The following is a 26,434-nucleotide window of genomic DNA, read 5'->3' on the forward strand; positions in this document are numbered from 1 at the left end:
TAATGGGTTTTTTACGGAAAAAGCTAAGCAGCGGAAGTTTGAAAGAGAGAATACTGTTTTGTTATTTGGTTTTTTTTGTTTTATTTTTCGGAATAACAATAATTAGCTATTATTTTCTGCCGGAAGGTATTCTTAAAAATAAAAATCCATTACAGGATTGGGAAACCTCAAAAAACACTTTTATCTCGACTTTACAGATTTTCTTTTATAATCAGCTATCTGTCATTGTTGTTATTTTCGGAAGCTTGTTTGGCAAGAAGAAGAAGAAGAAGGATATTAACTATTTTTCTATAGGATACCTTGCATTTTTTACACAGATTTGCATTAACGGCGTCGTTTTGGGAACATGGTCTTTTTCTATGGGAACCGAAGCTGTTCCGCTTATATCAAGAATTACCCGTACTTTTGATCTTTTGCATAGAGCAGGCCTTTGGGAAATGTCGGGACAATTGCTCATCACTTGTGCGGCTGCCCATATCTCAACGGTCCTGACCAATGGAAAAAACACAATTACAAAAAGCTTCAAAGACATACAACTTTCAAAAGCAGAAAAACTCGTTCTTTTTACAGGCTTGGTTCTTATGCTGACCGGTGCTGTTGTCGAGAGCATTGCCATAAATGCTTTATAGAACAGTATTCTAAAGTAATATCCCGCATGCCGCCACCAGAAATATGCACTGGTTCAGTTCACATACCGCTCCAAGTATATCTCCTGTGGCACCGCCTACCTTGCTGCTGAAATATTTTACCGTTAAAAGAGCTGTCAGCGGCGGAAGCAGCAATATAATCCACAGTTTGAGATCAAAAGTCAGTAAACTGATCACAGAATATATGATTAATCCCCATATCAGCTCCTTTTTGCCGCAGAAATCTATAAAGGATTTTCCAAGGCCCTCCCCCAGTCTGGCATAGCCCGAAACGGCAGCTCCGACAAGAGAACCTGCTCTCCCGGCCATTGGCATGAGCAATATTATTCTCAAAAAGTATTCTTCATTTATTTGAGTCAGCGCAGTAAAGTCCAGCAGCAATACACTGGCAACGGCAAGGACAGCATTGGTGCCCACCCTGCTGTCCCTCATTATCTCCAGAATCCTTTCCTTGGGACGGTTGGAGAATATACCGTCAAAGGTGTCACCCAGACCGTCAAGGTGAAGTCCCCCGGTTATTGCCATATAAAGCACAAGTACAAGTGCCGAGACCATTACCCTGGGAAAAATAAAAAGCAAACCGTAGGCGGCAATTGTCAGCACAGCCCCTATCACAAGTCCCACAAAAGGCGCAAATACAAGGCCTTTTCCAAAATCCGAACTATTGGCGGTTATTTGTATGTTTATAGGTATTCTCGTAAAGAACTGCAGCATCAATACCAGTCTTTTTAAAGCTTTCATTTTAACCCCTATCCCTTGATCTTCACAGGTATGCCCGAGACACAGAAATAAACCTCGTCGGCTGTTCCGGCAAGAAGCTGGTTCATCCTTCCGGCTATATCCCTGAAGTCCCTTCCCATTGAATATGCCGGCACAATTCCCATACCCACTTCATTTGTTACCAGAATGAAAGGCATCTCATTCATTTTCACAAGACTTACAAGTCTTTCCAGCTGGTGAAGTATTGTATCCTCAATCTCATCCGCCCTGTCCCTTGTGAGGCTGTCCCAATCACAGCTCCCATCCAGCATGAGATTTGATACCATAATTGTTATGCAATCCAGAAGAACGGCACTTCTGCCTTTCAGCAATCCCTCAAGGGCCATGTCCAGATTTTTATAGCCTTCATAGGTCTCCCATTCAGCAGGTCTTCTTTCCCTATGTCTGGCTATTCTCTGTTCCATTTCCTCGTCTGTACGTTTTGCGGTTGCCACATACAGCACATTGTTTCCCTGCTCTGCCGCTTTTTTTTCGGCAAAAGTACTTTTACCGCTGCGGGCGCCGCCTGTCACCAGGATCAATTTTCCCATATATCCATATATCCTCCGAAAATTCTGCAAAGTAATATTTTGGGGCTTGCAAACTTATCAAATAAATTCTATAGAACTTCATGCAACTGGGCTGATGTGATAACCGCAGCAGCAGTTTCTTTTAACCGCTTGTAAAGCGCAGTTGCCTTTCCGTCCGTAAAATCCCTTATTTCGGGCAGTTCATCCTCAATAATGACCAGTTTGTTTGCATTCAGTGCCGCTTCAAGGTTTCTGAAATTTTGAAAACCAAAGGGCATATTGCACAGGATAGTAATTTCAGAATCTTTAATATATGAAATATTTCTGGCATGAATTTCATCCGATATTTCGGTAAAAGGCTTTTCCATCAGGTGTTCCATCCCGAATACCTCGGCGCTGCCAATATCACTGTCCCCCTGGGAGAAAACTCCTGCCGTGGCACGGTAACCCTGCTGGTATAACTGTCTCAAAACTCCCGCGGCAGAGCCTCCTCCGCCTATAACATGTACCAGTTCGGATTTCTTGCCGGCAGTATCCCTGTTGATATAGAGATCCAGCAGTCCAGTTATCCTGTTTTTATAAACCAGTGCATTTATGCCGTAAACACGGGAGAGATTTTCCGAGGTAAGCACCTCCTGGGGCAAACCGTCGGCAACAATTTCTCCGCAATTCATCAGGACCAGCCTTGTACAGTATCTGGCAGCGATCTTCAGATCGTGTATTGCCGCAACAACAGTGGTTCCCGTTGATGACAGCTCCCGCGAATATTCAAATATCTGCTCCTGATAGGTGATATCCAGGCTGGCGGTGGGCTCGTCCAACAGAATTATATCCGTTTCCTGGGTGAGGGTTTTTGCAAACAGCACCCTCTGCCTTTCTCCGCCCGACATTTCAGTCACAGGGCTTTCTTCAAGACTGCCGGTATGGGTATAGTCCATATTCCTTCTTGCTATGGTGTAATCCTCTTTTGACTCGGCCCTGAACCTCTTAATATAAGGATACCTTCCCATAAGGACAATATCAAGTGCCGGGAACGGAAACCCGACGGTGGTATTCTGCTGCATCAACGCGACCTCTTTTGCCAGCAGCCTCTCAGTGTACTTATTGATATCAATGCCCTTGATTTTTATATGGCCTCCGGCTTTGTTCAAACCGTTGATGCACTTTAACAGCGTTGTTTTACCTGCGCCGTTGGGCCCAATCAAACCGATGAAATCCCCTGCCTTTATATTCAGGTCGATACCTTTTAATATTTCCTTGTTGTTTATTGAATAATTAAGATCGTTTATTTCAATGATACTGTCCGCATTATAACTATCCATATTATATCAGAGCCCCTCCCTCTTTTTTGGATCTGAGAAGAAGATAGAGGAAGTAGGGCGCTCCAAGCAAAGCTGTGATTATACCCACACCCAGTTCGTAAGGTACCGCCACCACTCTTGATATCAGGTCGCAGGCAACAAGGAATATGGCACCGCCTATTGAACTTGCGGGCAGAAGTATCTTGTGGTCAGGTCCCACAAGCAGCCTCATAATATGGGGCACTATCAGCCCCACAAAGCTTATTGCTCCTGTCACGCATACGCTGCTTGCAGTTGCTGCCGAAACAAGTACCAGTAATATGGTTCTGAGTCTGTCGGTGTTGAGTCCCACCGATCTGGCCTCCTCCTCACCCATGAGCAGAACATTCAGATCCCTGGAAAACAAGTGCATAAGCACTACACTGACCAGCACAGGAATGACAATCAGCTGAAAATGTTCCCACCTTCTGCCTTCAAGCCCACCTGTGGACCAGAACAAAAATTCCTTGACCTGGTAATCATAGGACAGGGTCAGTACGATATTTGTTATTGCTCCGAGGAAAGTGCTGACTGCAATACCTGATAGTATCAGGGTCAGAACGGGAACCTTTCCCTTTCGGTAGGATAATATGTATATTGCCATTATTGCCAAAAAAGCTCCGGTAAATGCCGAAAGGGGCAATACAAATATGCTGGCTGCCGCCAGTCCAAGCTTAATGGACAGCACCGCACCCAGACCTGCACCGCTGGATATTCCAAGTATTCCGGGATCTGCCATGGGATTTCTGAACATCCCCTGCATCACGGCACCCGAAGTGCCAAGGGCTGTGCCGGCAAGGGCAGCCACTGCCACCCGCGGAAATCTCACCAGAAAGATTATGGGTTCCTGCCCCTGGACAAAGGTTGCATCCGGCAGGAATCCAAGGTTTTTAAGTATTATCCTGAAGGTGTCAAAAAACGGCACATATACGGCACCGACTGCAGTACCTGCTATCATCACAGCAAGCAATACCATAAGCATTACCGGTATTATTCCAATTTTTAATCCTGCCCTTTTCACATGATCCTCCACCTATCTATTTAAACAAGTCCGGATATGCGGCTTTTGCCATATCCTCAACAGCCAGCACGGAATAGTGCGACGTAGCACTTAAATGGTTGTAAGGCACTGAAATAATCCTGTTGTTTTTTACCGCTTTCACACCCGCTAAAGATTTATCTTCCCTGATGGATTTGGTCAGGCTTTCAGGTGTTGCCTTGCTTGTATCATAAAACCATGAGGGTACGCTGATAATATCGGGATCATATTTAACTATCATTTCCTTTGAAAGCTGCGGCCAGCCTGTCAGGCCTTCTTTCGACACAGGGTTTGTCAAGCCTGCTCTTGTAACTATATCGTCAAAGTTTGTATCCTTGCCGCTTGTGCTGCCCATCTCACTGTAATCTATAATGCTGAGCTTCTCTTCCTCCTTTAGTACAGACAGCCTGTCCGAAACCGACTTAAGCTTTTGGTCCATCCAGTTTGTCAATTCTTCGGCCTTACCGGCATTATCGGTTATATCGCCCAACAGCTTCAGCATTTCCTTCTCCTGGTCTATATTGGAAGGGGTTTTTAAAACAAAGACATTAATGTTCGAATCCCTCAGCAGCTTTATTATATTGGCATCCGACCAGGCATCGGCCAGAACCAGGTCAGGCTGCAGCGCCAGTATCTTTTCAGCATTGAAATCCATCCTCTGCCCTACTCCCCTGGCAGCATCGGTGATATTTGATACTCCCTGGTCCTCCACAAAATATGTCATTGCAGCTATCTGGCTCTTATCTGTCAATGAGATCAGCATTTCACAGACCCCCAGGGGAAAAGCGGCAATCTTGGCAGGCTTTGCTGCTATAGTTACTGAAGTTCCGCCGGCATCCTTCAGGGTCAGGGGATACCGGACAGCCTTTGAATCTATCCCGGTACTATCGGCTGCCGCACCCGGTGCGGCTGTTGTTGATAGTGCTGCCGATTGGGCGGCGGTACCGGCTGATGAGTTTCCGGAAATATCAGCCTGGCCGCAGCCTGCAAACAGCCCTGCTGCCAAAACAAAAACCATAAAAAGTGACAATATTTTTATCTTCATTTTATTTTCCTCCATTTAAAAAACCCCGTAAACACAAGGTGTTCAGGGGCTTAGATACTTTATTTGCAAAGTTATCAGCTATTACACCTTCCCTATCTCTCGTAGAGTTGCAGTGTCAGGAAATGGCGAACCACTCCCCGGCTGCAGACAGGTATTCTGACTCAGGCTTCATCACTCTCCAAGCCTTCCCGGCTGTTAACCAGTGGCAAATCATGGAGAACTCCTCCAACACAGCGGCGGGACCGTGCAGGGCTCAAACCTGCTTCCCATATCTGCATCCGTGTATTCAATTTAAGGGTTTACCAGAATTTAACGTAACGCGTTGTTCCGGTTAACTTTGGTAAATACATGCTACACTATTATAATAGTACATATAAATACTATTGGCAAATTTTAATTATTCAACCTCTTGCTTAGCTCAGATCATTGCAAATATCCCAACCGTTTACTTTGCTATCAGGCCATGGAAGCTTTCACCCGGAAATTCATTTTTGATTCCGAAAGCTTCGGCAATTGTACTGGCAAGGTCGGCAAAAGTTTTTCTGGTTCCCAGATTTACATCCTGCTTTATATTCTTTCCGTATAGGAGCAGCGGCACGTGTTCTCTGGAGTGGTCGGTGCTGGGAGTTGTGGGATCGCAGCCATGATCGGCGGTTATTATCAACAGGTCATCGTCCCTCATGGCCCCAACTATCTCAGGAAGCCGTGCGTCAAACTCTTCCAAAGCCTGCCTGTATCCCTCTGCATTGTTTCTATGTCCAAAAAGCATATCAAAATCAACAAGGTTTGTAAAAATAATACCCTTATTGTTTTCCTTCATATATTTCAAAGTGACGTCAACACCATTCATGTTGCTCTTGGTGTGTTCAGCCACTGTAATACCCTTCCCTGAAAAAATATCTTCTATTTTTCCCACTGCAATTACGTCCAGCCCTTTTTGCTGCAGCTTGTCAAGGATGGTATCCGCTGTGGGCTCAGCCGAAAAATCCCTCCTGTTCGTTGTACGGGAAAAGTCCCCGGGCCGGCCGGTAAACGGGCGGGCAATGACACGTCCTACCATGTTTTCCCCCTGCAGCATATCTCTTGCTATCCGGCAAATCCTGTACAGCTCTTCCACCGGAACAATCTCTTCATGTGCAGCTATCTGGAATACGCTGTCTGCCGAAGTGTAGACAATGAGCTTTCCCGTCCTCATGTGCTCTTCACCGTATTCTTTGATTATCTCTGTGCCTGACGCCACACAATTTGCCAGGACGCCCCTTCCTGAGAGCCTTTCAAATTTTTCAAGGATTTCCTTTGAGAAGCCGTTGGGATAAGTGGGAAAGGGATACTCCAGCTGCAGCCCGGCAAGCTCCCAGTGGCCGGTAATGGTATCCTTGCCTTTCGACACCTCGGCCATCCTGCCATAGCATCCGGTTATACTCCGGGGCACCGGAAGATAATCAATGCCGTCAACCTTTCCCAGTCCCATATTTTCCATATTCGGCAGCTTTATTCCGCCGCAGCTTTTTGCTATATTTCCCAGAGTATTGCTTCCCGTATCACCGTAATCCGGTGCATCCGGAAGTTCACCAACTCCTACGCTGTCCAATACAATCAGAATTGCTCTGTTAATGTTCTCCATATATAAAAACCTCCATAACCAGTTAATCTACAATATTTCCAATCATTTTATTAATACCAATCTATCACAATTTTAAACCAAAATACAATAAAAATACGTCTTCAAATTTGTTTTTTTAAATTATTTAAAGGTTATTGCTCAATTTTTAACATTTAAATACCAATTTGTGATATAGTCTTATTGTTGATTAATTATTTGTTAATTTATTAAATTTATATAATTTTTTTGTTTTTCAGGAAGGTACATAACAAATGAATACCAAAATACGTCTTTTTAAGTATACTTTTATTGTTTTAAGTATAATGTGCTGCATTATGCTGGGAAGTACTCTTATTATTAACGCTTTGGGCGATATAAATGCCTTTGGAGTTTCGTCCGGGCGGACAGTGGCCGAAAAGCAGTCTGATTCAACAGTTACAGCCTCTACAGGCACACCTGCTAAAGCATCGGCAGCCCCCGCACCCAACGTCTCAACTGATACTGCTGCAGCCGCACAGACCAATGCCGCAATTGACACGGAAACTTCAACCACGGCCCAACCCCCGGTACAAGTCCCTGTACAACCCCCTGTAAAGTCGCCGGCTGTTACCGAGGAAAGTCAGAAACAAAATAGCAGCACTCCCCCTGCCGATAATACCCAGGCACCTGAAAATGAGGCTGCGCCGCCCCCTGACGACAAACCGGTGCAGGAGCCGGCTCCCGCCTCTGTTACCATATCGGCGGTGGGAGATATAATGGCACATCAGAGCAACCTGAACAATGCTTACTCGCCCAAGACAGGTACATATGATTTCACGGGCTTTCTGGAATATGTAAAGCCATATCTCACAGAAGCGGATCTGACCATAGGTAATTTCGAAACCGTAACGGCCGGACCGAAAACAGGCTATACAAGCTATCCGAGTTTCAACACGCCCGATGCCATACTTCCTGCATTGGCAGGAGCAGGGTTCGATATATTGTCAACAGCCAACAATCACTGTCTGGACAGAGGAATCAGCGGTTTGACCCGTACAATTCAAATGATAAATAAAAATAAGATGCTGAATATAGGCAGTTCGACAAATGGGAAGAATAAATATGTAATCAAGGACATTAACGGCATAAAATTGGGGATACTGTCTTACTCCGGAATGTATAACGGACTGGACAAAAAACTCAGTGCGGCGCAAAAAGCCACTTACCTGAGTCCAATAAATGAGTTGCAGATACAAAAGGATATCAAGGCTGCCAAAGCGGATAAAGCGGATGCAGTAATAGTTATTGTCCACTGGGGAACAGAATACAAGCGGACACCGGATAATTCACAGACTGCGCTGGCTAAAAAAATGCTTTCCTGGGGAGCCGATATTATTCTCGGGTCGCATCCCCATGTTATTCAAAAGTCTGAGATTGTAAAAGTAAATGGAAAGGATAAATTCATAATCTACTCCATGGGAAATTTTATTTCAGGCTACAGGCGTGTGGATAAGGCCAACAGGCCCAATAAGATTTATACCGAAGATGGAATAATTGTAAATCTCAAGCTGGAGAAGGATGCATCAAACGGTATTGTAATAAAAAGTGTGGATTATGTACCCACCTGGGTGGACAAATACTATGTTAATAATAGACCTGTATTCAAAATCATTCCCATACCGGATGAAAATATATCCGGAAAATACATAACAGATTATAACAGGCCGTTTATAAAGCAATCTTATAAAAACACCATGGGAATCATGGCAAAAATGAAATAAATAAGGAATCAAAGATTTCAAGATTAAAACAATCAAAAAATCAGAAAGGAACATTGGCAAGTTGTTAATGCTTAAGAATTTTTTTGTTGAAAACTTCAGTAAAGTTAAGAATTCTTTTAAAGATAAACCTTATAGAAATGCATTTACTGTAATTGTTCTCTTTATATTAATAAATGCTTTAAAACTCAGCTTATACAACTATTTTCTGATACCGCAGGCTACCAGGGAAGTATTTGTCTATAAATTCTGGTTTACTTTGCTGTGCAGTATTATAGTATTTACTATTATATTCAGCTTTAAATCAAGATACCTTTTTTTAATTGTAATGGTTGCACAGGGTATTTACTGCTTTACAAATATATCCTATTTCCTTTATTATCACAGCTATCTTCATTTTCTGCAGTGGATTTCCCTCTTCAAGGAGGCATTGATTTCGGCTACCCATCTGGCTAATCCAAAGAGCATGCAGCTGCTGGTAGTTTTTATTGACGCACCCCTGGCTTTGTATATTTTCTTCAAATACTTTAAAAAGGATGTCAGAAAGTTCTCACTGCCATTAATGAAGTATACCTTACTCATCGCTTCTCTCGTAATTCTTTTAGTTGTGGAAATCAACAACTACCATGCTCAAAAGTCCATTGTACAGTATATGGACGACAGGTACACCGGGGAAACGGAAATTGTCGCAAGATATGGCACGCTTGTAAACAGTGCTGTAAACATTATTAAAAATAATAGTGAAACAAAGCTGATAGGTCAGCTCAACTATGGAAGGAAGCAAACAAACAGCGACATAGTCGGTGCGGAAAAAGATCCCAACAAACCATTTTTAAATTCCAAAAATCCCAATTTTGTAATAATTCAGGTTGAATCCATGGATGCCAATATAGTCAGGCAAAAGTACAAGGATTCTTTTGTAATGCCCTACCTGAATTCGTTGACAGCTAACAGCATATATTATCCGTATACTTTAAGCTACCACCAGGGCGGAGGTACCTCCGACACCGAGTTTTCGGTTATAAACAGTGTGGAACCGCTGGATTCCTTCCCTGCCATAAAGCTTACCTCTTACGGTTACCCCAACTCTTTTGTTTCAAAACTGGCCAAGGCCTCCTATGATACCATGGCCTTTCACGGTAATGTCGGAACTTTTTATAATAGAAACATTGCTCTTTCAAAAATGGGCTTTAAGAAGTTTTTTGACATCGGCTCCATGAATTATGAGGACGAGGGCTGGGGTGCTCCCGATGACAAAGTATTTTCGTTTGCTTACGACAAAATGGTAAAAGCCAGGGAGCCCTTTGTTTCATATGTTATTACAATGACCAGCCACGGTCCTTTTGAAAGTGCACGGAATTACTATAATAATCCCCTGTACGACGATATTGAAAACGAAATAGTCAAAAACTATTTTAACTCCTTCAGCTATGTGGATGAATCCATAAAGGACTATGTAACCGCCGTTCAGAAAAAGTTCCCCAACAGTTATATAATAATTTACGGGGATCACACTCCGAACATAAATTCGGAGGATTTTGCGCAGGCTTCCTTTATTGATGGAGACAAATACTTTGAGTTTGTTCCGTTGTTTATTATTACACCTGATGGGCAGAAACACAGAGAAAACTCGGAAGTGGCCTCCTTCCTTGATATTTCACCCACATTGCTGGCAGCCTCTGGCATACCCTACTCTGTGTATTCGGATGGTTCAAATCTCCTTAAAAATAATATAAATTATTTGAATATCCCTTTAAAGGGCTCATCCTTTGACAGAGCCTGGCTGTATAATAAAATATCAACTTACAAATTCACCGAAGATGAGCCTTTGTGGAAAAAATATCTGCCTTCCTTTATCTCTTCAAATCTGATTGAGAAGCACAGGAAGTGAGGCATCACTTATTGGTAATTTTACTTACGTTCTTGATTATTATGGAAATTGAACCGTCAGGGTTGTTGAAGAACTCGATCATATCCCTGTCGTCATAATAGCTCAGCGGAAAGTTTATTTCTATTCCGGTATCGGTTTTTATTTTATGTGTTTTAAATTTCTTCTCCGCAATTTTTTCAGGGATCTCGATGGTTTCATCCTTGAGTCCGGCCTTCTGGATCTCCTGAATGTATTCTTCCCTCACTGCCAGATTTGTTTCAAATATTTCTTCAGCAATGGCATCCACTCTTATTTCCTTGTTTTCATCGAGACTGTCCGAAACCACCTTTTTAAGCTTTGCAACCTTGTCGAAATCCTCATCATAATACTTTTTGTTGATTTTTTGTGTTACTTTATCTATGATTTTAAGCTTTTGGTTCTGGGACAGGTCTGTAGAGCAATTGAAAATGTATTGGGACAGATAAAATTCCTTTGCCCCGTTTATTTCGTAAAGCCTCTCCAACAGCTTCAGTTGGCCTGTTTCCATACTTATTAAAACGGCCTCCTCCACCTTTTGCCCGTCGGAAGGGAGTAAGGTTTTATGCCTTATTATGGAATTGCTGGCCCCCTCCTCCAACTGATTTACATAGTGGGTATATCCGGTTTTATAGTTTAATTTCAAAATACCCAGGTATTGTTCATTATTTATGTAGAACAGACAGCATATCAGGTCTGCCGGCGTAATATCAACATTTTTAAGCATCATGTCGAATATCATGCCTCCCAGTGCATTGCTGGCTTCCAGAAAGCAGCCTTCATCATCTTTAACTGCGGCACAAACATCTCTTGCCGGATTAGTCTCTCCAACAAATTGCGCCTTCTTTAGATTTGTATCGTCTAATATTTTAGCTAAATGTTTTTCAAGAAATTCCGAAATCTCACCATCAAGCTCCAGCTCGCTGTTTGAAAATACCGGAAAATTAATACTTGTGTCCAAAATATGCAGTACTGCCTTTTTTATATGAATATCATACTCCATTTTGAGAAATCCACCTCACCCATTATTTAAACCCGCCGGTTTTATAATTCAATATAACTTAAGCTGGCGGCCAATCCCTATTATAACACATATGTTCAGATAAATTTTTTCGGCTGTAGAAAAAATTTATCTGAACATATGTGTTTCAACAAGGCAAAATACCTGTACATTTAGACACCATTTGATATAATTAAAATCAAAAAAACATAAAAAATGCAGGTTGCGGATTTGTGGAGGAAATATGTTATTCGGAAAACTCAAGTGCACATATTATATCTTAAAAGCCAACAGAGCATATACCGCCGATAATGCGGAGGGTACCATAAAATGGATGCAGATGGCTTATAATACTGGAGCTGCCAAGTCAAATACGGTTACCACCTATGGGTATCTCCTGTTAAAGAACGGCAGGCTGGAAGAAGCCATGAAAGTATTCGAGGATCAGTTAAACTCGTCAAAAACAACAAACAATGAGCTTTATAATATAAAATCCAACTATGCCCTAGGTCTCTGGAAACAGGGAAAGCTTGATGAAGCCATAGAAACATTTGAAAATATCATACCAAACTATAAAACCACCAATGTTTACGGAAGCCTTGGCTACCTTTACAATTTGAAAGGGGATCTTGAAAAGGCTCTGGCATTTAACCTGGAAGCCCTGAACTATAACAGTACCGGTACTGTCATACTTGATAACCTGGGTCAAACCTATTATCTAATGGGAGAACAGGAAAAGGCCCTGGAGATTTTCAACAAGCTTATGGCACTGAATCCCAAATTTCCGGAAGCCTTTTATGATTATTCACTGATTCTGGAAAAGCTGGGTGACCGCGAAAAAAGTATCGAAATGCTCAGAAATGCTCAAAATTACAAAATAAATTATCTGTCGGCCGTAACAAAAGAGGATATTGATTCAAAGCTGGCAGAACTTGAAGCTCAACAATAAGGATAAAATCACGGGACCCGGGATAATGGCTGTTACAGCCGCTCTCCCGGGTCCCGAGTTTAATTAAAATGCAAAATTCAGGAGTGAATCCAGTATTTTGTTGTGTCCTTTTTCATTGGGATGTATTCCGTCGGCACAAAAATGGGAACTGTAGTTTTTGCTTATTAAAAAGCTTTCCCGTACATTTATAAGCCTGCAGCCGTTTTGCAGTGCCGCCCACTCCACCGCAGTGTTGTAAGCTTCCTGCCAGCGGTATATCTTGGCAACATCGCCAAGCCAGCGGAGTATATTATCCTTGTTTAAACCTCTGGAAAGCCAGTTGAAATATTTCTCGGGCTCCAACGGAGGAAGGTTCATTAGAATGGGATTTACGCCCTTTTCCTTGAACAGGGTTATCATATTCTGAAGTGAATTTTTAAAGGCAGCAATGGTTGTCCTGGGAAGATGTTCGTCTTCAGGTGAGTTTGAAATCTCTGTCCAATTGAAATCACAGTCATTACCGCCAAATTCCAGTATAACAATATCCTTATTGTCTATAGGCTGTTTATCTATGGAATTTGCTATTTTGTTCAGTGCTTTGGTTGAGGTCATCCCAAAATAAGCATTGTTCTTCAGGGAGCAGCCGGTTATTTCAGCAAAATTGTTTACACTGCTGTTTTTCAATACCTTGTATCTGCCGTCCTGTTCATCCAGTACTACCCCTTTTAAAATTGAATCCCCCCATATTGTAATATTCCTGTTACTTAATTCCAGCATGCAATCACCTTCCGTTTCCGCAATTCTTTTTATGTATATTTATTGTTCCCCTTTACAAAGTCGGTTATTAATATAATTTTTAACAACTCGGCCTGCAATGTTACGCCATATATAAAATTCATCTAGTTTTGATTACTATGTTACCCGCTTATCATTTGAATGTCAAGGGCTTTTATCAACCAGATTGTAAAAATAATTTGATATGATATACTTATCATAGCGATTATTCGGAGGTTTTAAGCTTGAAAACAGACAAAATAAATTCAATCAAACAGGAATTATCAGATTTTTCACATACTTTAAGCTCTTTTACAACCGAGAGCTGGAGCCAATTTCCCGGTATAGACCTGTATATGGATCAGGTGGTCACATATCTTGAGCGGCTTTTGAAGCTTTTTGATACCGATGCTTCCGGAAAAGTAATAACCTCAAGTATGGTCAACAACTACGTTAAAGAGGGCTATCTCAAACGCCCTGTCAACAAGAAATATGACAGGGTACACCTGGTAACTCTATATATTATGTCCATGTTGAAGCCCATTTTACCCATACCTCTTATAGCCGGGTCCTTAAGCAATCTAACTGATGAGCAGAAATACCAGAGTTTTTTTGAAGAGCTCACAAAGCTTCAGGACGAAGCCTTCGCCAATATATCAGGGAAATTGTCCGCTACTCTCGAGCAATTATCCGCGGAGGATTACGAAACCACTTTGCGTTTATTTGCATTGCAGCTTACCAGTGAAGCAAATGCCCGGAAAATTGTAGCAGAAAAAATACTTCTTGCCCTTAGCAAAGACACCGGGAAAGCTGCCGAAAAAAAATAAAAGGCGGGTATTGTCCATATATCAATCATATGGCAGCAATTTTCCCCGGGACAGACACTATCACCTCATAATGTCAATATACTGACCAGTGAGGTGATTTTTACGTGGTTTATTTTCTATCGATATTTTTACTATGTTTAGCACCAAATCTCGATAATATGGTCATCGGCCTTGCTTACGGAGCCAGAAAAATTAATGTCCCATTCAGATCAAATTTTGCAATTGCTTTATTTTCAGGTATAGCGACTTTACTCTCAAGCCTGCTGGGCAGTGCACTGGCAAATTACATACCAAGCTATACGGGAAATATCATAGGTGGTTCCATAGTAGGTATTATGGGCTTGTACACAATAATCGGCCATTTGATAAAAAATAAAAAAAACACCGGGAATGAGTACCAGAACGGGAACCAATATATCGTGGAACTGCGTCATGTAATGGATGATCCCGGCATCGCCGACAAGGATTACTCGGGAGATATTTCTCTGAAGGAATCAATATTATTAGGCATAGCACTGGCTGTAAACTGCCTTGGAACCGGATTCGGTGCAGGAATGACCGGAGTAAATATTGCAGTTCTTACAACTGCGGTAATAATATTCAGTCTCACGACAATTTCTCTCGGAGCGGTGATAGGAAGGCGATGGGCGGCAAAATTCCTGGGTGATCAGGCAACAATTCTATCGGGACTGCTCCTGTTGGCAGTCGGAATATATCAGATTTTATTTTAATTTTAATATTTAGTTGTTATATTTACGCTGCTTTTTACTTAATAATTAGTGGATGTGGCTTGCGGAGCTACTACTGTACTCCTGCAGCGAGCTCTACAAATACGAGCTGCTGCTTTGTGTGCAAAGTAAAACGACCGAAGCATGTGCCAAGTACTCATAACCCTTAACAAGTACTATAATGAAGTATCATAAAATTCTCTCACTTATAAATTTATGATGCCTCAATATAAAGGATTTATTTGTACGCGAGTACAGCTTTGGGACAATGTTTGCACGGTTAAAAGCAGGTGCCGTATTTGTTGGCGAGGCACAGGCAGATTCTTTGCTTGCATAGTAAATCGACCGAAGCATGTGCCAAGTACGCATAGCCCTTAACAAGTATCATAATATATTTTCTAAAATGTTAAATTTATGATACCTCAATATAAAGGATTTATTTGGTACGTGAGTACAGCTTTGGGACAATGGTTGTACGGTTAAAAGCAACTGCCGTATTTGTTAGTGAGACGTAGGCAGATGCTTTGCTTGCATAGTAAATCGACCGAAGCATGTGCCAAGTATGCATAACCCTTAACAAGTATCATAATATACTTTCTAAAATGTTAAATTTATGATGCCTCAATATAAAGGATTTATTTGTACGTGAGTACAGCTTTGGGACAATGGTTGCACGGTTAAAAGCAACTGCCGTATTTGTTGGCGAGGCACAGGGCAGATGCTTTGCTTGCATAGTAAATCGACCGAAGCATGTGCCAAGTATGCATAACCCTTAACAAGTACTATAATGAAGTATCATAAAATTCTCTCACTTATAAATTTATGATACCTCATATAAAGGATTTATTTGTACGCGAGTACAGCTTTGGGACAATGATTGCATGGTTAAAAGCAACTGCCGTATTTGTTGGCGAGGCACAGGCAGGTATGGCCGGCAAAGCGGCAGGACGCCGCTTTGAGCCCAAGAGACACACGAGGTGGCTTGTTGGGCGACGGCTTTACGCCTGTGACGAGCCTTACAAATACGAGCAGCTGCTTTGTGTGCAATCCATTGGCCCAAAACTGTACGGAAGTACATAAATATAATTTTTCTACAGGTATCATAAATCTTTAATCTATGAACTTTATGATACTTATGGAAATTTATTTGTATGTCTGCACTGCTTCGACAAATTTACTTAAATTTCCTTATTGACAAAAATTTATAACCGAGTTACTCTATTATTAATTAAATATCTGCCCTTTAAACCGTTGAAGTGGAGATAACGGTGTTGGAATTTTAAATATTCCGGACGTGCACTTACAGAGAGCGGGGGAAGCTGAGAGCCCCGCAGAACGCAGTACATCAAATGGACCACTGAGGGCGCAGTCAAATGAAGAGCTTATTCTTCAAAGTATTCTGCGACGCAGCACATGCGTTATATGTGGGAAATATGCTGGTATTTCTGTAAAGCGTGTAAGGTTTATTTAACTTACAAAACAAGGTGGCACCGCGGGTGAATTATTATACACTCGTCCTTGACTATATTTCAGTCATGGGCGGGTGTTTTTATTTGCATCAGTGTTGCCGCAGCGTTGGTTGCTGTCTAACAGCAATTAACCAGGTCAAGTTAAATAAATCTTATAAAGGAGTGGTAGAATGTATAAACCAGGTCTGGAAGAGGCAAGGAATTTATCTGAAGGCTATACCGTAATACCGGTCAGCCGCGAAATTTTTGCCGATATCAAAACCCCTATTGCAGTATTGCAGAATATCAAAGCCATAAGCAGCCGGTATTACCTGCTGGAAAGCGTCGAGAGCGGCGAAAAATGGGGCCGTTACTCATTTCTGGGTTTCAATCCTGTTGTGGAATTAAAATGCAAGGACGGTTTGCTGGAGATTAGAGGCTATACGACAGTAAATATTGAAACAAATGATCCAAACAGCTATATCAGAGAAATATTAAAGGAGTATAAAAGTCCGAAACTTGACTTTCTGCCCCCATTCACCGGCGGTTTCGTAGGTTATTTTGCCTATGACTATATTAAATACAGTGAGCCTGTTCTGAAGCTGGACGGAATTGATGATGCCAGATTCAATGATGTGGATCTAATGCTGTTTGACCGGGTTATTGCCTTTGATCACTTCAGGCAGAAGATCATCCTTATGATAAATATTAAAACAGATAACCTTGAGGCCAATTATGCAGAGGCTGTAAATGAACTGGACAATATGACGGCTTTGATCAAAGCCTCTGTGCCTGCCTCTTCCTCCCCTTCAGGACTGAGGTCACCCTTCAGGTCTGTATTCAGCAAGGAAGAATACTGCGGGATTGTAAATAAAGTCAAATCACATATCTTTGAGGGTGACATTTTTCAGGCAGTCCCCTCAAACAGGAGATATGCCCGGTTTGAAGGAAGTATTTTTGACGCATACAGAGTTCTCAGAACCACAAATCCTTCCCCATATATGTTCTTTTTGAAATTTGACGAACTTGAAATAGCAGGCACATCTCCAGAGACCCTTATCAGGCTTCAGAATGGAAATTTATCCACCTTTCCCATTGCAGGTACCAAGCCCAGAGGAAAATGCGACTCTGAGGATGCTCAAATAATTAAAGAACTTCTCAGTGATGAAAAGGAGCTGGCAGAACATAATATGCTGGTGGATCTGGGGCGCAATGACCTTGGACGCATAAGCGAATTCGGAACTGTGGAGGTCAGGGATCATCTCAGCATAAGGAAATTTTCACATGTAATCCATATAGAATCAAAGGTGGCAGGAAAACTCCGCAAGGATCTGGATCAGCTGGACGCAATAACAGCGCTTCTGCCGGCAGGAACCCTGTCGGGGGCTCCCAAGATACGTGCCTGCCAGATAATAAATGAAGTAGAAGGGCACAAAAGGGGAATATATGGCGGAGCCATAGGCTACATTGATTTTACCGGAAACATGGACACCTGCATAGCCATCCGTTTTGCCGTACTGAAGGACAATACGGTATATGTCCAGTCAGGCGGCGGTGTTGTGGCCGACAGTGTACCCGAAACGGAATTTACCGAGACGGCAAACAAGGCCCGGGCAATCATCAATGCGCTTGAGCTGTCGGGAAAGGAGCTGGACTGATGATTTTATTGATTGATAACTATGATAGCTTTTCCTACAACCTGTATCAGCTTGTGGGAGTCATAAACAACGATATAAAGGTAATAAGGAATGATGAGCTCACCCTTCAGGAAATTGAAGAGCTTAAGCCCTCTCATATAATTCTTTCCCCGGGGCCGGGACGGCCCGGGGATGCTGGTATATGTGAAGATGTCATACGCCGTTTCACGGGAAAGGTTCCCATTCTGGGCGTCTGCCTGGGACACCAGGCCATCTGCGAGGTATTCGGAGCAACGGTATCCTATGCCAAAGAGCTTATGCACGGCAAAAAAAGTTCAATTCACATAGCAAACGGCAGTGAGCTTTTCAAAGGCCTCCCTCCCATCATCGAAGGAGCCAGATACCACTCACTTGCCATGGTCCGGCAGACACTTCCCGACCAACTGCTGATAATAGCCGAAGACTCCTCAGGTGAGGTTATGGGAGTCAAGCACAGAGATACCGATGTTTATGGAGTTCAGTTCCATCCTGAATCCATATTGACCCCAAGAGGCAAAACAATACTTGAGAATTTTCTTAATATGGGCATTTCGGACAGGAGGTTTGCATTATGATTCAGGAAGCTATATATCAGGTGATAAACAAACAGGACTTAAGTCTTGACCAGACAAAAACCGTCATGGAAGAAATAATGGAGGGGCGCGCCACAAATGCTCAAATCGGCTCCTTCCTCACCGCAATGCGCATGAAGGGGGAAACAATTGAGGAAATCACGGCCTGCGCCACTGTTATGAGGGATAAATGTACAAAAATACAGCCTGACAAGGATGTTCTGGATATAGTGGGAACGGGCGGGGACGAAGCCAATACCTTCAACATTTCCACTGTTTCCTCCTTTGTTGTGTCGGCAGGCGGTGTTCCGGTGGCCAAACACGGGAACAGGTCGGTATCCAGCAAATGCGGAAGTGCCGACCTGCTGGAGGCCCTGGGAATAAATATTGCCCTGACGGCAGAGCAGAGCGCGCGAATACTTGAAAGTATAGGGATATGCTTCATGTTTGCTCCCACCTACCATGCCTCAATGAAATACGCCGCACCGGTCCGCAAGGAATTATCGGTCCGGACTATTTTCAACATACTGGGTCCGCTGGCAAATCCCGCCGGGGCAAACATGCAGCTGCTGGGAGTTTATGATGAAAATCTCGTGGAGCCTCTGGCCAGAGTGCTTGCAAACCTTGGAGTAAAACGTGCCATGGTAGTCCACGGTCATGACGGGCTTGATGAAGTGACCCTCTGCGACACAACCACCATCTGTGAGGTCAATAACGGCAAGCTGAACAGTTTTTTTCTCAGTCCCGAACAGCTTGGACTTGAAAGGTGCCGGTCAACAGATCTGGCAGGCGGCGATCCCGCGGAAAACGCAGGGATAGCTCTGGATATCCTCAATGGAGCCAAAAACCCCAAAAGGGATGTTGTTGTTCTGAATTCGGCACTGTGCCTTTACATGTCCCATAACCAGATAACATTGAGGGAATGCGTGAAGATGGCGGAGGAACTGATTGATTCGGGAAGAGCCCGTGCCCGGATGGAAAATTTCATTGAACTGTCCAATTCTTTTAAGCACTAATATGGAGGTCCTCAAATGATACTTGATAAAATAGTAGCTGAAACCCGCATAAGAATAGAGGAATTAAAAGCAGTAAAATCTTATGCAGCAGTAAAACAGGAAGCCCTGGCTGCCCCGGTCAATTCCCCTTTTTCCTTTGAAAATGCCTTGAAAACAGATGACATGTCTTTTATTTGCGAGGTAAAAAAAGCCTCTCCTTCCAAAGGCATAATTTCAGAGCATTTTCCTTACCTTGAGGTTGCCCGGGAATATGAACGTGCCGGCGCCGCCGCAATCTCGGTGCTGACTGAGCCCGCTTTCTTCCTTGGCAGCGATGTGTATCTGAAGGAAATAAAGCAGGAGGTAAAGCTCCCCGTGCTCAGGAAGGACTTCACTATTGACCCGTACCAGATATATGAAGCAAAACTGCTGGGCGCCGATGCAGTGCTGCTGATATGCGCCATACTGGATACCGGAACAGTCAGGGAATACATTAAAACAGCTGACCTGCTGGGTCTTTCCTGCCTTGTGGAGGCGCATGACGAGAAGGAACTGAGCAGTGCGTTGGAAGCCGGGGCAAGGCTTATCGGTGTAAATAACCGTAACCTGAAAACTTTTGAGGTTGATTTAAATAACAGTGTCAGGCTGAGAAAGCTTGTGCCCGAGGATAGGATATTTGTATCCGAAAGCGGCATAAAAACTCCCGGTGACATATCACTGCTTGGAAAGAACGGTACAAATGCCGTGCTTATAGGCGAAACCCTGATGAAAAGCGGTAATATATCAGAGGAACTCAAGCAGTTAAAAGCCGGGATTCACCAGGAGGGCGTATGAGCGAAACTAAAATCAAGATATGCGGCTTAAGCCGCATACAGGATATTGAATATGTTAATGAGTCACTTCCCGACTTTATCGGCTTTGTTTTTGCAAAAAGCCGCAGACAGGTGGAACCTGAAGCCGCAGAAAAGCTTAAGGCTGCACTGGACAGAGGCATCAAAGCCGTTGGCGTTTTCGTAAATGAGGATACTGCTTTGATACAAGGTCTGTGCAAAGGCGGAATAATCGATTATATTCAGCTTCACGGCGATGAAGACAATGAATATATTGCGAAACTGAAAACACAGCTTGAAAAGGCCGGCTGTTCAAAACCCATAATAAAGGCCGTCCGGGTGAAAGATACCGAGACTTTGAATACGGCCGGACAGTTTGACACCGATTTTCTGCTGCTGGACACCTTTGCCGGCAAGGAATACGGAGGCACTGGAAAAACCTTTGACTGGAAGCTTGCAAACAGCATCAGCAGACCATTTTTTCTGGCCGGGGGCCTGCAGTATGATAATGTACTTGAAGCGGTAAAAACGGCCCGGCCCTTTTGTGTTGACATAAGCAGCGGTGTTGAAACCAACGGCTTTAAGGACGGGGTTAAGATCAAAGAAATTGTAAAACTTATAAGGAGTGTGAAATAAATGCTGAAAGGAAGATATGGCAAGCACGGAGGACAATACGTGCCCGAAATACTTATGAATTCGCTGATTGAACTTGAAGAAAGCTATAATTTCTATAAAAACGATTACAATTTCAATCAGGAACTGAAAACCCTTTTGAAGGAATATGCAGGAAGGCCTTCCCTTCTCTACTATGCGAGAAAAATGACCAGAGAGCTCGGGGGAGCAAAAATCTACCTCAAGCGTGAGGATCTGAACCATACCGGTTCCCACAAAATAAACAATGTTTTGGGTCAGGTACTGCTTGCAAAGAAAATGGGAAAAAAACGTGTTATAGCCGAAACCGGAGCAGGACAGCACGGTGTTGCAACTGCTACCGCAGCCGCACTGATGGGGCTGGAATGTGAAATATTCATGGGCCTGGAGGATACAAAACGCCAGGCGCTCAACGTGTTCAGGATGGAACTTCTGGGTGCAAAAGTCCATCCTGTTACCAGCGGGACACAGACACTCAAGGATGCGGTAAATGAAACCCTGAGGGAATGGGCAAGCCGGGTCGATGACACCTACTGTGTCATGGGCTCTGTAATGGGAGCCCACCCGTTTCCGAAGATAGTAAGGGATTTCCAGAGTGTCATCGGCAAGGAGGTCAAGGAGCAATTGATGGAAAAGGAAGGCAGGCTTCCCGATGCCGCCATAGCATGTGTGGGCGGCGGAAGCAATGCCATGGGACTTTTCTATGATTTTATCAATGACAATTCCGTTCAATTGATTGGCTGTGAAGCCGCGGGAAAGGGTATTGACACCGACCTGCATGCCGCGACCATTGCCAAAGGGCAGCTAGGCATTTTCCATGGAATGAAATCCTATTTTTGCCAGGATGAACATGGGCAGATCGCACCTGTTTACTCAATCTCCGCAGGACTGGATTATCCGGGCATAGGCCCCGAACATGCCTATCTGCATGATATAAACCGTGCGAAATACGTACCGGTAACCGACGTTGAAGCGGTTAATGCTTTTGAGTATTTATCAAAAACCGAAGGCATCATTCCGGCAATAGAAAGTGCACATGCCGTGGCCTATGCCATGAAACTGGCACCGGAGATGGCCAATGATCGGATAATCGTTGTGTGCCTTTCGGGCCGCGGTGATAAAGATGTGGCGGCAATCGCCAGGTATATGGGGGTGGATATTAATGAGTAAAATCAAGAATGCTTTTGATCACGGCAAAGCCTTTATCGGGTTCCTCACAGCAGGTGACCCTTCTCTGGATAAAACAAAAGAGTTCATACTTTCAATGGCAGATGCAGGCGCCGACCTGATAGAAATAGGGATACCGTTTTCAGACCCCATTGCTGAGGGAGAGGTCATTCAAAAAGCAAATTTACGTGCACTTTCAGCCGGAACAAATCTGCCGAAGATATTTGAGATGGTAAAGGAAGTACGGATGAAAACAAAAATCCCACTGGTATTTCTAACCTACCTCAATCCCGTATTTACTTACGGCTATGATCACTTTTTCAAGGATTGCAGCGAAACCGGGGTCGACGGCGTTATAATACCTGATCTCCCCTATGAAGAAAAAGGTGAACTCCAACCCTTCAGCGATAAATACAAGGTGGATATTATTTCACTGATTGCACCTACCTCCGAAGCACGCATAGCTCAAATAGCCTCCGGGGCAAGAGGTTTTGTCTATTGTGTTTCCTCAATGGGTGTAACAGGTGTGAGACAGGAGATAAAAACCGATATCCCCTCAATTGTCAAAGCCATTCGCTCGGCAACCAATACTCCTGTGGCTGTGGGCTTCGGAATATCAACTCCTCAGCAGGCTCTGGAAATAGGCCAATTCTCGGATGGTATTATAGTAGGAAGTGCTATTGTAAAGCTGATTGAAGAGCACCGTGAAGCATCCGCCAGGCCTTTGGCAGATTTCGTGAAGAAAATGAAGCAATCTATCAGCGTATAGTCTCTGCGGAGTTGACATAGTACCAGCCGGACGGTTATAGGATAGAAGCTATAGCATCTGGCTGGTTTTGCCATCTTTAAAGCAGTTCTATATTCTTTCTTTCTTTTACATGCTTCATGGCATTTCTGGTATCAAATATAAATCTGGAATTCTCTTGAATAAAATCATAGTCAAAGCTTCGATGACTGGTAATGACCAGAACCAAATCCGTTTTCTGCAGAATATCCCTTGTCAGCCGGATACTTGTATACTCTTTACCTCCGTGAGAGAATCCCGGAATATGAGGGTCGGAGTATTGTATTTCGGCCCCTTCCTCCTCCAGTAATTCAATAACCTTAAGTGCCGGACTTTCCCTGTAATCTGCCACATCCGGCTTGTAGGCCACACCCAGCACCAGAACCCCAGATCCATTCAGAGGTTTCCTGAATCTGTTCATTATCCTGTAAATACGTTCAACAACATATTGAGGCATGTATTGATTTATTTCTCCCGACAGCTCGATCAATCTGGTATGATAGTCAAATTCCCTGGCTTTCCAGGTAAGATAAAAAGGATCCAGCGGAATGCAGTGGCCTCCGATGCCGGGACCAGGATAGAAAGCCTGAAAACCGTAAGGCTTTGTTCTGGCGGCATCAATAACTTCCCATATATTTATCTTCATCTGCTCGCAAATGATAGCCATTTCATTTATCAAAGCAATATTTATATTTCTGTAGGTATTTTCAAGCAGCTTTTCCATTTCCGCAACGGCAGGACTTGAGACTTCAAAAACTCCGCCTTCAATAACATTCCTGTACAGAGCCGAAGCTGTTTCAGTGCTGTCCTTACCTATGCCTCCAACCACCTTGGGAGTATTTCTTGTTTTGTACGTATTGTTCCCGGGATCAACCCGTTCAGGAGAGAATGCAAGAAAAAAGTCCCTGTCACATATAAGCTTTGATTTTTCTTCCAGAGCAGGCCGGAGCAGTTCTTCTGTCGTGCCCGGATATGTGGTGCTTTCAAGCACCACAAGTGTATCTTTCTGAAGATACCTGCCTATTTCAACAACGGCAGACTTTATAAAACTCAAGTCAGGCTGCTTGTTTGAATCCAGCGGCGTAGGCACACATATAACTATACAGTCAACTTTACTTATGAGACCGAAATCAGCTACAGCCAGAAGTCTCCCCTTTTGCACAACGTCTGCCAGTTCCGCGTCTTTAACATCACCTATATAATTTTTGCCGGCATTCACCTTATCAATTATTTTAGCATTAACATCTATACCAATGACCGTATACCCTGCTTTTGCAATTTCCACCGCCAATGGCAGACCAACATACCCCAGTCCGACTACACTTACGACAGCAGTCCTGTTTTCTATTTTGTTCAGAAGGTCTGTTTTCATGTTAATCCCCCCACCTGAGTGCCGATGTACATTAGCGGTATGGGACATCCGGATACGTACCCCGCCGGGCAATAACGTTTTAGATGTTACGTACCAATGTGTACCTGCACCAATAAAATCTCAAAGCAATATTTTTTTGCTATTTCAACAATACGTTCAAAATATCCTTAATCATCTCTATTTGTTTATCAATTGTATAATTATTTTCAATGAAAGCCCTGTATTCCTCTGAAGTGTAATTCCTGTCAGTAACCATAGCTACAGCTTCCCCGATAGTATTCCAGACATATTTATCAGGATAGATCCCTTTCGCTCCGGCGAAATTATGAATGACAGGCTTTATACCCTTGGCCATCGCCTGCATTACACTCATATTCTGTGATTCCAAAACACTGGAGCATATTATATAGTCCTTATCTTCCAGCCATTTGTCAATATCCGCCTGCCAGCCCTCAAAAAAGAAATTGTTCTCAAGACCAAGCTCCTTGAGCATCTGGTTGAAATATAGCCTATACCTGGGATCCTGGTATATTCCCGCTATATAAAGCCGGTATCTGTTATCTGCATCGTAAATTGACTTAAAAGCATGCAGGAGGAGCATGGGGCCTTTTTTGTAGTTTATATATCCCACATAAGCAACTTTAAATCCCGGACTTCTTTGTCTGTAAGTTAAGTTGACAAGGTTTACTCCGTTTGGAATGACTGCAGTAATTTCCTTTTTGATTTTAAAATTCTCAGTGACATATTTCTGAATATCATTGGAAACAAAAATAAGTTTGTCAACATTACACCAGTTGACCCTTGACGGGTAATATGTAAAGGCTTCATAACTGTGCAATCTGCATATAATCTTCCTTTGACCTGCCAATCCGAGTTTGCTGCCATAGGCAATCAGATCATCACACCATTCAAACCAGCTGATATCAGACCATTCCATCCATTGGTCCATAAGTTTATAATCCTGCGCTGATGCTACTGTAACTAATTTTGTTTCAAATTGATCAGTCAGCTTATTTAAAATATCACTAATAAATTTATTATCACCTTTTGAGAAAAAGACAATTTTAGCTTTATCCTTATCCTGTCCCATGCATTTCTCCCCAGCTTCCTCGTAACCTCCATGAGCCTTATGCGGCCATAAACAGTTATGAAATTTGTCATTCCTCTATAATAAATACATCTTTTTTATATATATGACCGGGAACTCCATAACGTCACATTTTGCGGAGCTAATCTTTACACAAGTTACCAAACAGGGAACTCGTTCATATAATGTTTACATAGTAACCTATATATTTAGCAGCATGAACAACTCTAAACTTTTCAGGAGGTGAAATTTTAAAATGGCTGAATTAATCGTAAACGGTGGCTTTGAGACAGGCTCATTTCCTCCCTGGCTTGTAGACAATGCAAGTATCACTTCCCTGTATAAGCACTCCGGAAACTTTTCCGCACTGCTTCAAAGTGGTATCTCCGTGATATATCAGATTGTTGAAGGAAATTTCAGCAGCAGCTGCAGTTTTTCCGTATATCTTGGAAAAATAGGAGCCCTGCCCAATCCGCTTACAACAATCACTATTTCATATTTTAATGCTTCTTTTAGCTTTCTTGGTCTGGGTTTGATAATAAGTATACCGCCAAACACCCTTCCCGATGCATCCCTGGGCAACTGGCAGGATTTTACATCCACAACCACTCCGGCTCCTGCAGGTACAACAATGGCAATAGTATCCATAAGTAAACAGGGTGACCCCGGCACAGCCAATGTAGTTGCAGATGATGTATCATTGACATCCGGAGGAATAAGCCCGACCGGACCTACGGGTCCAACGGGGCCTACCGGTCCAACTGGTCCGACGGGACCTACCGGGCCTACTGCTCCGACAGGTCCAACTGGTAATACTGGAGCAACTGGTGTTCCCGGGCCTACCGGTCCAACGGGGCCAACCGGCGCTGCTGGACCAACCGGTGCTCCTGGACCGACTGGTGTGCCTGGACCGACCGGTGTTCCTGGACCTACTGGTGTTCCTGGACCGACTGGTGCTCCTGGACCGAC

General features: G+C 43.3%; 25 protein-coding genes and 1 riboswitch. Of the genes, 15 read left to right on the forward strand and 10 right to left on the reverse strand.

What is annotated here, in order from left to right; genetic code table 11:
• Positions 1-2: 2 nt before the first annotated feature.
• Positions 3-629, forward strand: a complete 627-nt coding sequence (locus tag T344_RS0120765) for a hypothetical protein (RefSeq protein ID WP_027630283.1) — start codon at positions 3-5, stop codon at positions 627-629.
• Between the two features lie 9 nt (positions 630-638).
• Here T344_RS0120765 and cobS read toward each other — a convergent pair whose 3' ends face one another.
• The 6 genes from cobS to T344_RS0120800 form a co-directional block, all read right to left on the reverse strand.
• Complete coding sequence (gene cobS / locus T344_RS0120770) at positions 639-1,388, reverse strand: adenosylcobinamide-GDP ribazoletransferase (protein ID WP_027630284.1); 750 nt, start codon at positions 1,386-1,388, stop codon at positions 639-641.
• A gap of 8 nt (positions 1,389-1,396) precedes the next feature.
• Positions 1,397-1,957, reverse strand: a complete 561-nt coding sequence (gene cobU / locus T344_RS0120775) for a bifunctional adenosylcobinamide kinase/adenosylcobinamide-phosphate guanylyltransferase (RefSeq protein ID WP_027630285.1) — start codon at positions 1,955-1,957, stop codon at positions 1,397-1,399.
• A 68-nt stretch (positions 1,958-2,025) separates the two neighbouring features.
• Positions 2,026-3,258 carry an ABC transporter ATP-binding protein gene (locus T344_RS0120780; protein WP_034862572.1) on the reverse strand — a complete coding sequence of 411 codons (1,233 nt, stop codon included), beginning with the start codon at positions 3,256-3,258 and terminating at the stop codon, positions 2,026-2,028.
• A gap of 1 nt (position 3,259) precedes the next feature.
• On the reverse strand, positions 3,260-4,297 hold the full coding sequence (locus tag T344_RS0120785) for a FecCD family ABC transporter permease (RefSeq protein WP_027630287.1): 1,038 nt from the start codon (positions 4,295-4,297) through the stop codon (positions 3,260-3,262).
• Between the two features lie 16 nt (positions 4,298-4,313).
• Positions 4,314-5,360 carry an ABC transporter substrate-binding protein gene (locus T344_RS0120790; RefSeq protein ID WP_027630288.1) on the reverse strand — a complete coding sequence of 349 codons (1,047 nt, stop codon included), beginning with the start codon at positions 5,358-5,360 and terminating at the stop codon, positions 4,314-4,316.
• Between the two features lie 129 nt (positions 5,361-5,489).
• Positions 5,490-5,682, reverse strand: a riboswitch (cobalamin riboswitch).
• 123 nt (positions 5,683-5,805) lie between these two features.
• The gene (locus T344_RS0120800; protein ID WP_027630289.1) at positions 5,806-6,984 is read right to left on the reverse strand and encodes a phosphopentomutase; all 1,179 of its coding nucleotides are present in this window, start codon (positions 6,982-6,984) and stop codon (positions 5,806-5,808) included.
• 251 nt (positions 6,985-7,235) lie between these two features.
• Here T344_RS0120800 and T344_RS0120805 point away from each other — a divergent pair, with 251 nt between their 5' ends.
• Both T344_RS0120805 and T344_RS0120810 read left to right on the forward strand, forming a co-directional pair.
• Positions 7,236-8,723, forward strand: a complete 1,488-nt coding sequence (locus tag T344_RS0120805; RefSeq protein WP_027630290.1) for a CapA family protein — start codon at positions 7,236-7,238, stop codon at positions 8,721-8,723.
• A gap of 67 nt (positions 8,724-8,790) precedes the next feature.
• Entirely contained in the window at positions 8,791-10,611 is a 1,821-nt protein-coding gene (locus T344_RS0120810) for an LTA synthase family protein (RefSeq protein ID WP_027630291.1), read from the forward strand.
• 4 nt (positions 10,612-10,615) lie between these two features.
• On the opposite strand, the gene T344_RS0120815 is transcribed toward T344_RS0120810, so the two are convergent.
• Complete coding sequence (locus T344_RS0120815; protein WP_027630292.1) at positions 10,616-11,629, reverse strand: nucleoid-associated protein; 1,014 nt, start codon at positions 11,627-11,629, stop codon at positions 10,616-10,618.
• 241 nt (positions 11,630-11,870) lie between these two features.
• Between T344_RS0120815 and T344_RS0120820 the strand changes: the two genes are divergently transcribed.
• Positions 11,871-12,575, forward strand: a complete 705-nt coding sequence (locus tag T344_RS0120820; protein ID WP_027630293.1) for a tetratricopeptide repeat protein — start codon at positions 11,871-11,873, stop codon at positions 12,573-12,575.
• A gap of 63 nt (positions 12,576-12,638) precedes the next feature.
• Here the strand turns inward: T344_RS0120820 and T344_RS0120825 are convergent, their stop codons facing one another.
• A complete protein-coding gene (locus T344_RS0120825) occupies positions 12,639-13,331 on the reverse strand; it encodes an SGNH/GDSL hydrolase family protein (protein ID WP_027630294.1) in 693 nt (230 codons plus the stop codon).
• A 242-nt stretch (positions 13,332-13,573) separates the two neighbouring features.
• Here T344_RS0120825 and T344_RS0120830 point away from each other — a divergent pair, with 242 nt between their 5' ends.
• The 10 genes from T344_RS0120830 (at position 13,574) to trpA (ending at position 22,991) form a co-directional block, all read left to right on the forward strand.
• Positions 13,574-14,155 (forward strand): DUF1836 domain-containing protein, encoded by a 582-nt coding sequence (locus T344_RS0120830; RefSeq protein WP_027630295.1) that lies wholly within the window; start codon positions 13,574-13,576, stop codon positions 14,153-14,155.
• 104 nt (positions 14,156-14,259) lie between these two features.
• A complete protein-coding gene (ytaF, locus tag T344_RS0120835; RefSeq protein ID WP_027630296.1) occupies positions 14,260-14,886 on the forward strand; it encodes a sporulation membrane protein YtaF in 627 nt (208 codons plus the stop codon).
• An 870-nt stretch (positions 14,887-15,756) separates the two neighbouring features.
• Positions 15,757-15,963 (forward strand): hypothetical protein, encoded by a 207-nt coding sequence (locus T344_RS0120840; RefSeq protein ID WP_154669465.1) that lies wholly within the window; start codon positions 15,757-15,759, stop codon positions 15,961-15,963.
• A gap of 559 nt (positions 15,964-16,522) precedes the next feature.
• Positions 16,523-17,989: an anthranilate synthase component I gene (trpE, locus tag T344_RS0120845; RefSeq protein ID WP_027630298.1), complete on the forward strand. Its 1,467-nt coding sequence runs from the start codon at positions 16,523-16,525 to the stop codon at positions 17,987-17,989.
• Positions 17,989-18,582, forward strand: coding sequence for an anthranilate synthase component II (locus tag T344_RS0120850; RefSeq protein WP_027630299.1), 594 nt, complete (start codon positions 17,989-17,991; stop codon positions 18,580-18,582). Before trpE ends, T344_RS0120850 begins: the two co-directional genes overlap by 1 nt.
• Complete coding sequence (gene trpD, locus T344_RS0120855) at positions 18,579-19,595, forward strand: anthranilate phosphoribosyltransferase (RefSeq protein ID WP_027630300.1); 1,017 nt, start codon at positions 18,579-18,581, stop codon at positions 19,593-19,595. Before T344_RS0120850 ends, trpD begins: the two co-directional genes overlap by 4 nt.
• A gap of 15 nt (positions 19,596-19,610) precedes the next feature.
• Complete coding sequence (gene trpC, locus T344_RS0120860) at positions 19,611-20,408, forward strand: indole-3-glycerol phosphate synthase TrpC (protein WP_027630301.1); 798 nt, start codon at positions 19,611-19,613, stop codon at positions 20,406-20,408.
• A complete protein-coding gene (locus T344_RS0120865; RefSeq protein ID WP_027630302.1) occupies positions 20,405-21,040 on the forward strand; it encodes a phosphoribosylanthranilate isomerase in 636 nt (211 codons plus the stop codon). The genes trpC and T344_RS0120865 overlap by 4 nt, the downstream gene beginning before the upstream one ends.
• Entirely contained in the window at positions 21,041-22,225 is a 1,185-nt protein-coding gene (trpB, locus tag T344_RS0120870; RefSeq protein ID WP_027630303.1) for a tryptophan synthase subunit beta, read from the forward strand. It abuts the gene before it with no gap.
• Positions 22,218-22,991, forward strand: a complete 774-nt coding sequence (gene trpA / locus T344_RS0120875) for a tryptophan synthase subunit alpha (protein WP_027630304.1) — start codon at positions 22,218-22,220, stop codon at positions 22,989-22,991. Before trpB ends, trpA begins: the two co-directional genes overlap by 8 nt.
• A 76-nt stretch (positions 22,992-23,067) precedes the next feature.
• Here the strand turns inward: trpA and T344_RS0120880 are convergent, their stop codons facing one another.
• Together T344_RS0120880 and T344_RS28940 are read right to left on the reverse strand one after the other, a co-directional pair.
• Positions 23,068-24,378: a nucleotide sugar dehydrogenase gene (locus T344_RS0120880; RefSeq protein ID WP_034862580.1), complete on the reverse strand. Its 1,311-nt coding sequence runs from the start codon at positions 24,376-24,378 to the stop codon at positions 23,068-23,070.
• Positions 24,379-24,517: 139 nt separating this feature from the next.
• Positions 24,518-25,468, reverse strand: coding sequence for a glycosyltransferase family 4 protein (locus T344_RS28940; protein WP_034862683.1), 951 nt, complete (start codon positions 25,466-25,468; stop codon positions 24,518-24,520).
• A gap of 253 nt (positions 25,469-25,721) precedes the next feature.
• Here T344_RS28940 and T344_RS28945 point away from each other — a divergent pair.
• Positions 25,722-26,434 (forward strand): NTTRR-F1 domain (locus T344_RS28945; protein ID WP_034862684.1); only part of this gene is annotated, 713 nt, incomplete at its 3' end.

It is taken from the genome of Ruminiclostridium cellobioparum DSM 1351 = ATCC 15832, assembly GCF_000621505.1.
In the GTDB taxonomy this organism is placed as follows: domain Bacteria; phylum Bacillota; class Clostridia; order Acetivibrionales; family DSM-1351; genus Ruminiclostridium; species Ruminiclostridium cellobioparum.

Coding starts and splice junctions, on each gene's coding strand:
- T344_RS0120815 (WP_027630292.1), bottom strand. CDS start 11,629: ATGGAGTATGATATTCATATAAAAAAGGCAGTACTGCATATTTTGGAC.
- T344_RS0120765 (WP_027630283.1), top strand. CDS start 3: ATGGGTTTTTTACGGAAAAAGCTAAGCAGCGGAAGTTTGAAAGAGAGA.
- trpC (WP_027630301.1), top strand. CDS start 19,611: ATGATACTTGATAAAATAGTAGCTGAAACCCGCATAAGAATAGAGGAA.
- T344_RS0120800 (WP_027630289.1), bottom strand. CDS start 6,984: ATGGAGAACATTAACAGAGCAATTCTGATTGTATTGGACAGCGTAGGA.
- trpA (WP_027630304.1), top strand. CDS start 22,218: ATGAGTAAAATCAAGAATGCTTTTGATCACGGCAAAGCCTTTATCGGG.
- T344_RS0120825 (WP_027630294.1), bottom strand. CDS start 13,331: ATGCTGGAATTAAGTAACAGGAATATTACAATATGGGGGGATTCAATT.
- trpE (WP_027630298.1), top strand. CDS start 16,523: ATGTATAAACCAGGTCTGGAAGAGGCAAGGAATTTATCTGAAGGCTAT.
- T344_RS28940 (WP_034862683.1), bottom strand. CDS start 25,468: ATGGGACAGGATAAGGATAAAGCTAAAATTGTCTTTTTCTCAAAAGGT.
- T344_RS0120780 (WP_034862572.1), bottom strand. CDS start 3,258: ATGGATAGTTATAATGCGGACAGTATCATTGAAATAAACGATCTTAAT.
- cobS (WP_027630284.1), bottom strand. CDS start 1,388: ATGAAAGCTTTAAAAAGACTGGTATTGATGCTGCAGTTCTTTACGAGA.
- T344_RS0120880 (WP_034862580.1), bottom strand. CDS start 24,378: ATGAAAACAGACCTTCTGAACAAAATAGAAAACAGGACTGCTGTCGTA.
- T344_RS0120805 (WP_027630290.1), top strand. CDS start 7,236: ATGAATACCAAAATACGTCTTTTTAAGTATACTTTTATTGTTTTAAGT.
- cobU (WP_027630285.1), bottom strand. CDS start 1,957: ATGGGAAAATTGATCCTGGTGACAGGCGGCGCCCGCAGCGGTAAAAGT.
- T344_RS0120840 (WP_154669465.1), top strand. CDS start 15,757: ATGATTGCATGGTTAAAAGCAACTGCCGTATTTGTTGGCGAGGCACAG.
- T344_RS0120820 (WP_027630293.1), top strand. CDS start 11,871: ATGTTATTCGGAAAACTCAAGTGCACATATTATATCTTAAAAGCCAAC.
- T344_RS0120790 (WP_027630288.1), bottom strand. CDS start 5,360: ATGAAGATAAAAATATTGTCACTTTTTATGGTTTTTGTTTTGGCAGCA.
- trpB (WP_027630303.1), top strand. CDS start 21,041: ATGCTGAAAGGAAGATATGGCAAGCACGGAGGACAATACGTGCCCGAA.
- trpD (WP_027630300.1), top strand. CDS start 18,579: ATGATTCAGGAAGCTATATATCAGGTGATAAACAAACAGGACTTAAGT.
- T344_RS0120810 (WP_027630291.1), top strand. CDS start 8,791: ATGCTTAAGAATTTTTTTGTTGAAAACTTCAGTAAAGTTAAGAATTCT.
- T344_RS0120850 (WP_027630299.1), top strand. CDS start 17,989: ATGATTTTATTGATTGATAACTATGATAGCTTTTCCTACAACCTGTAT.
- T344_RS0120865 (WP_027630302.1), top strand. CDS start 20,405: ATGAGCGAAACTAAAATCAAGATATGCGGCTTAAGCCGCATACAGGAT.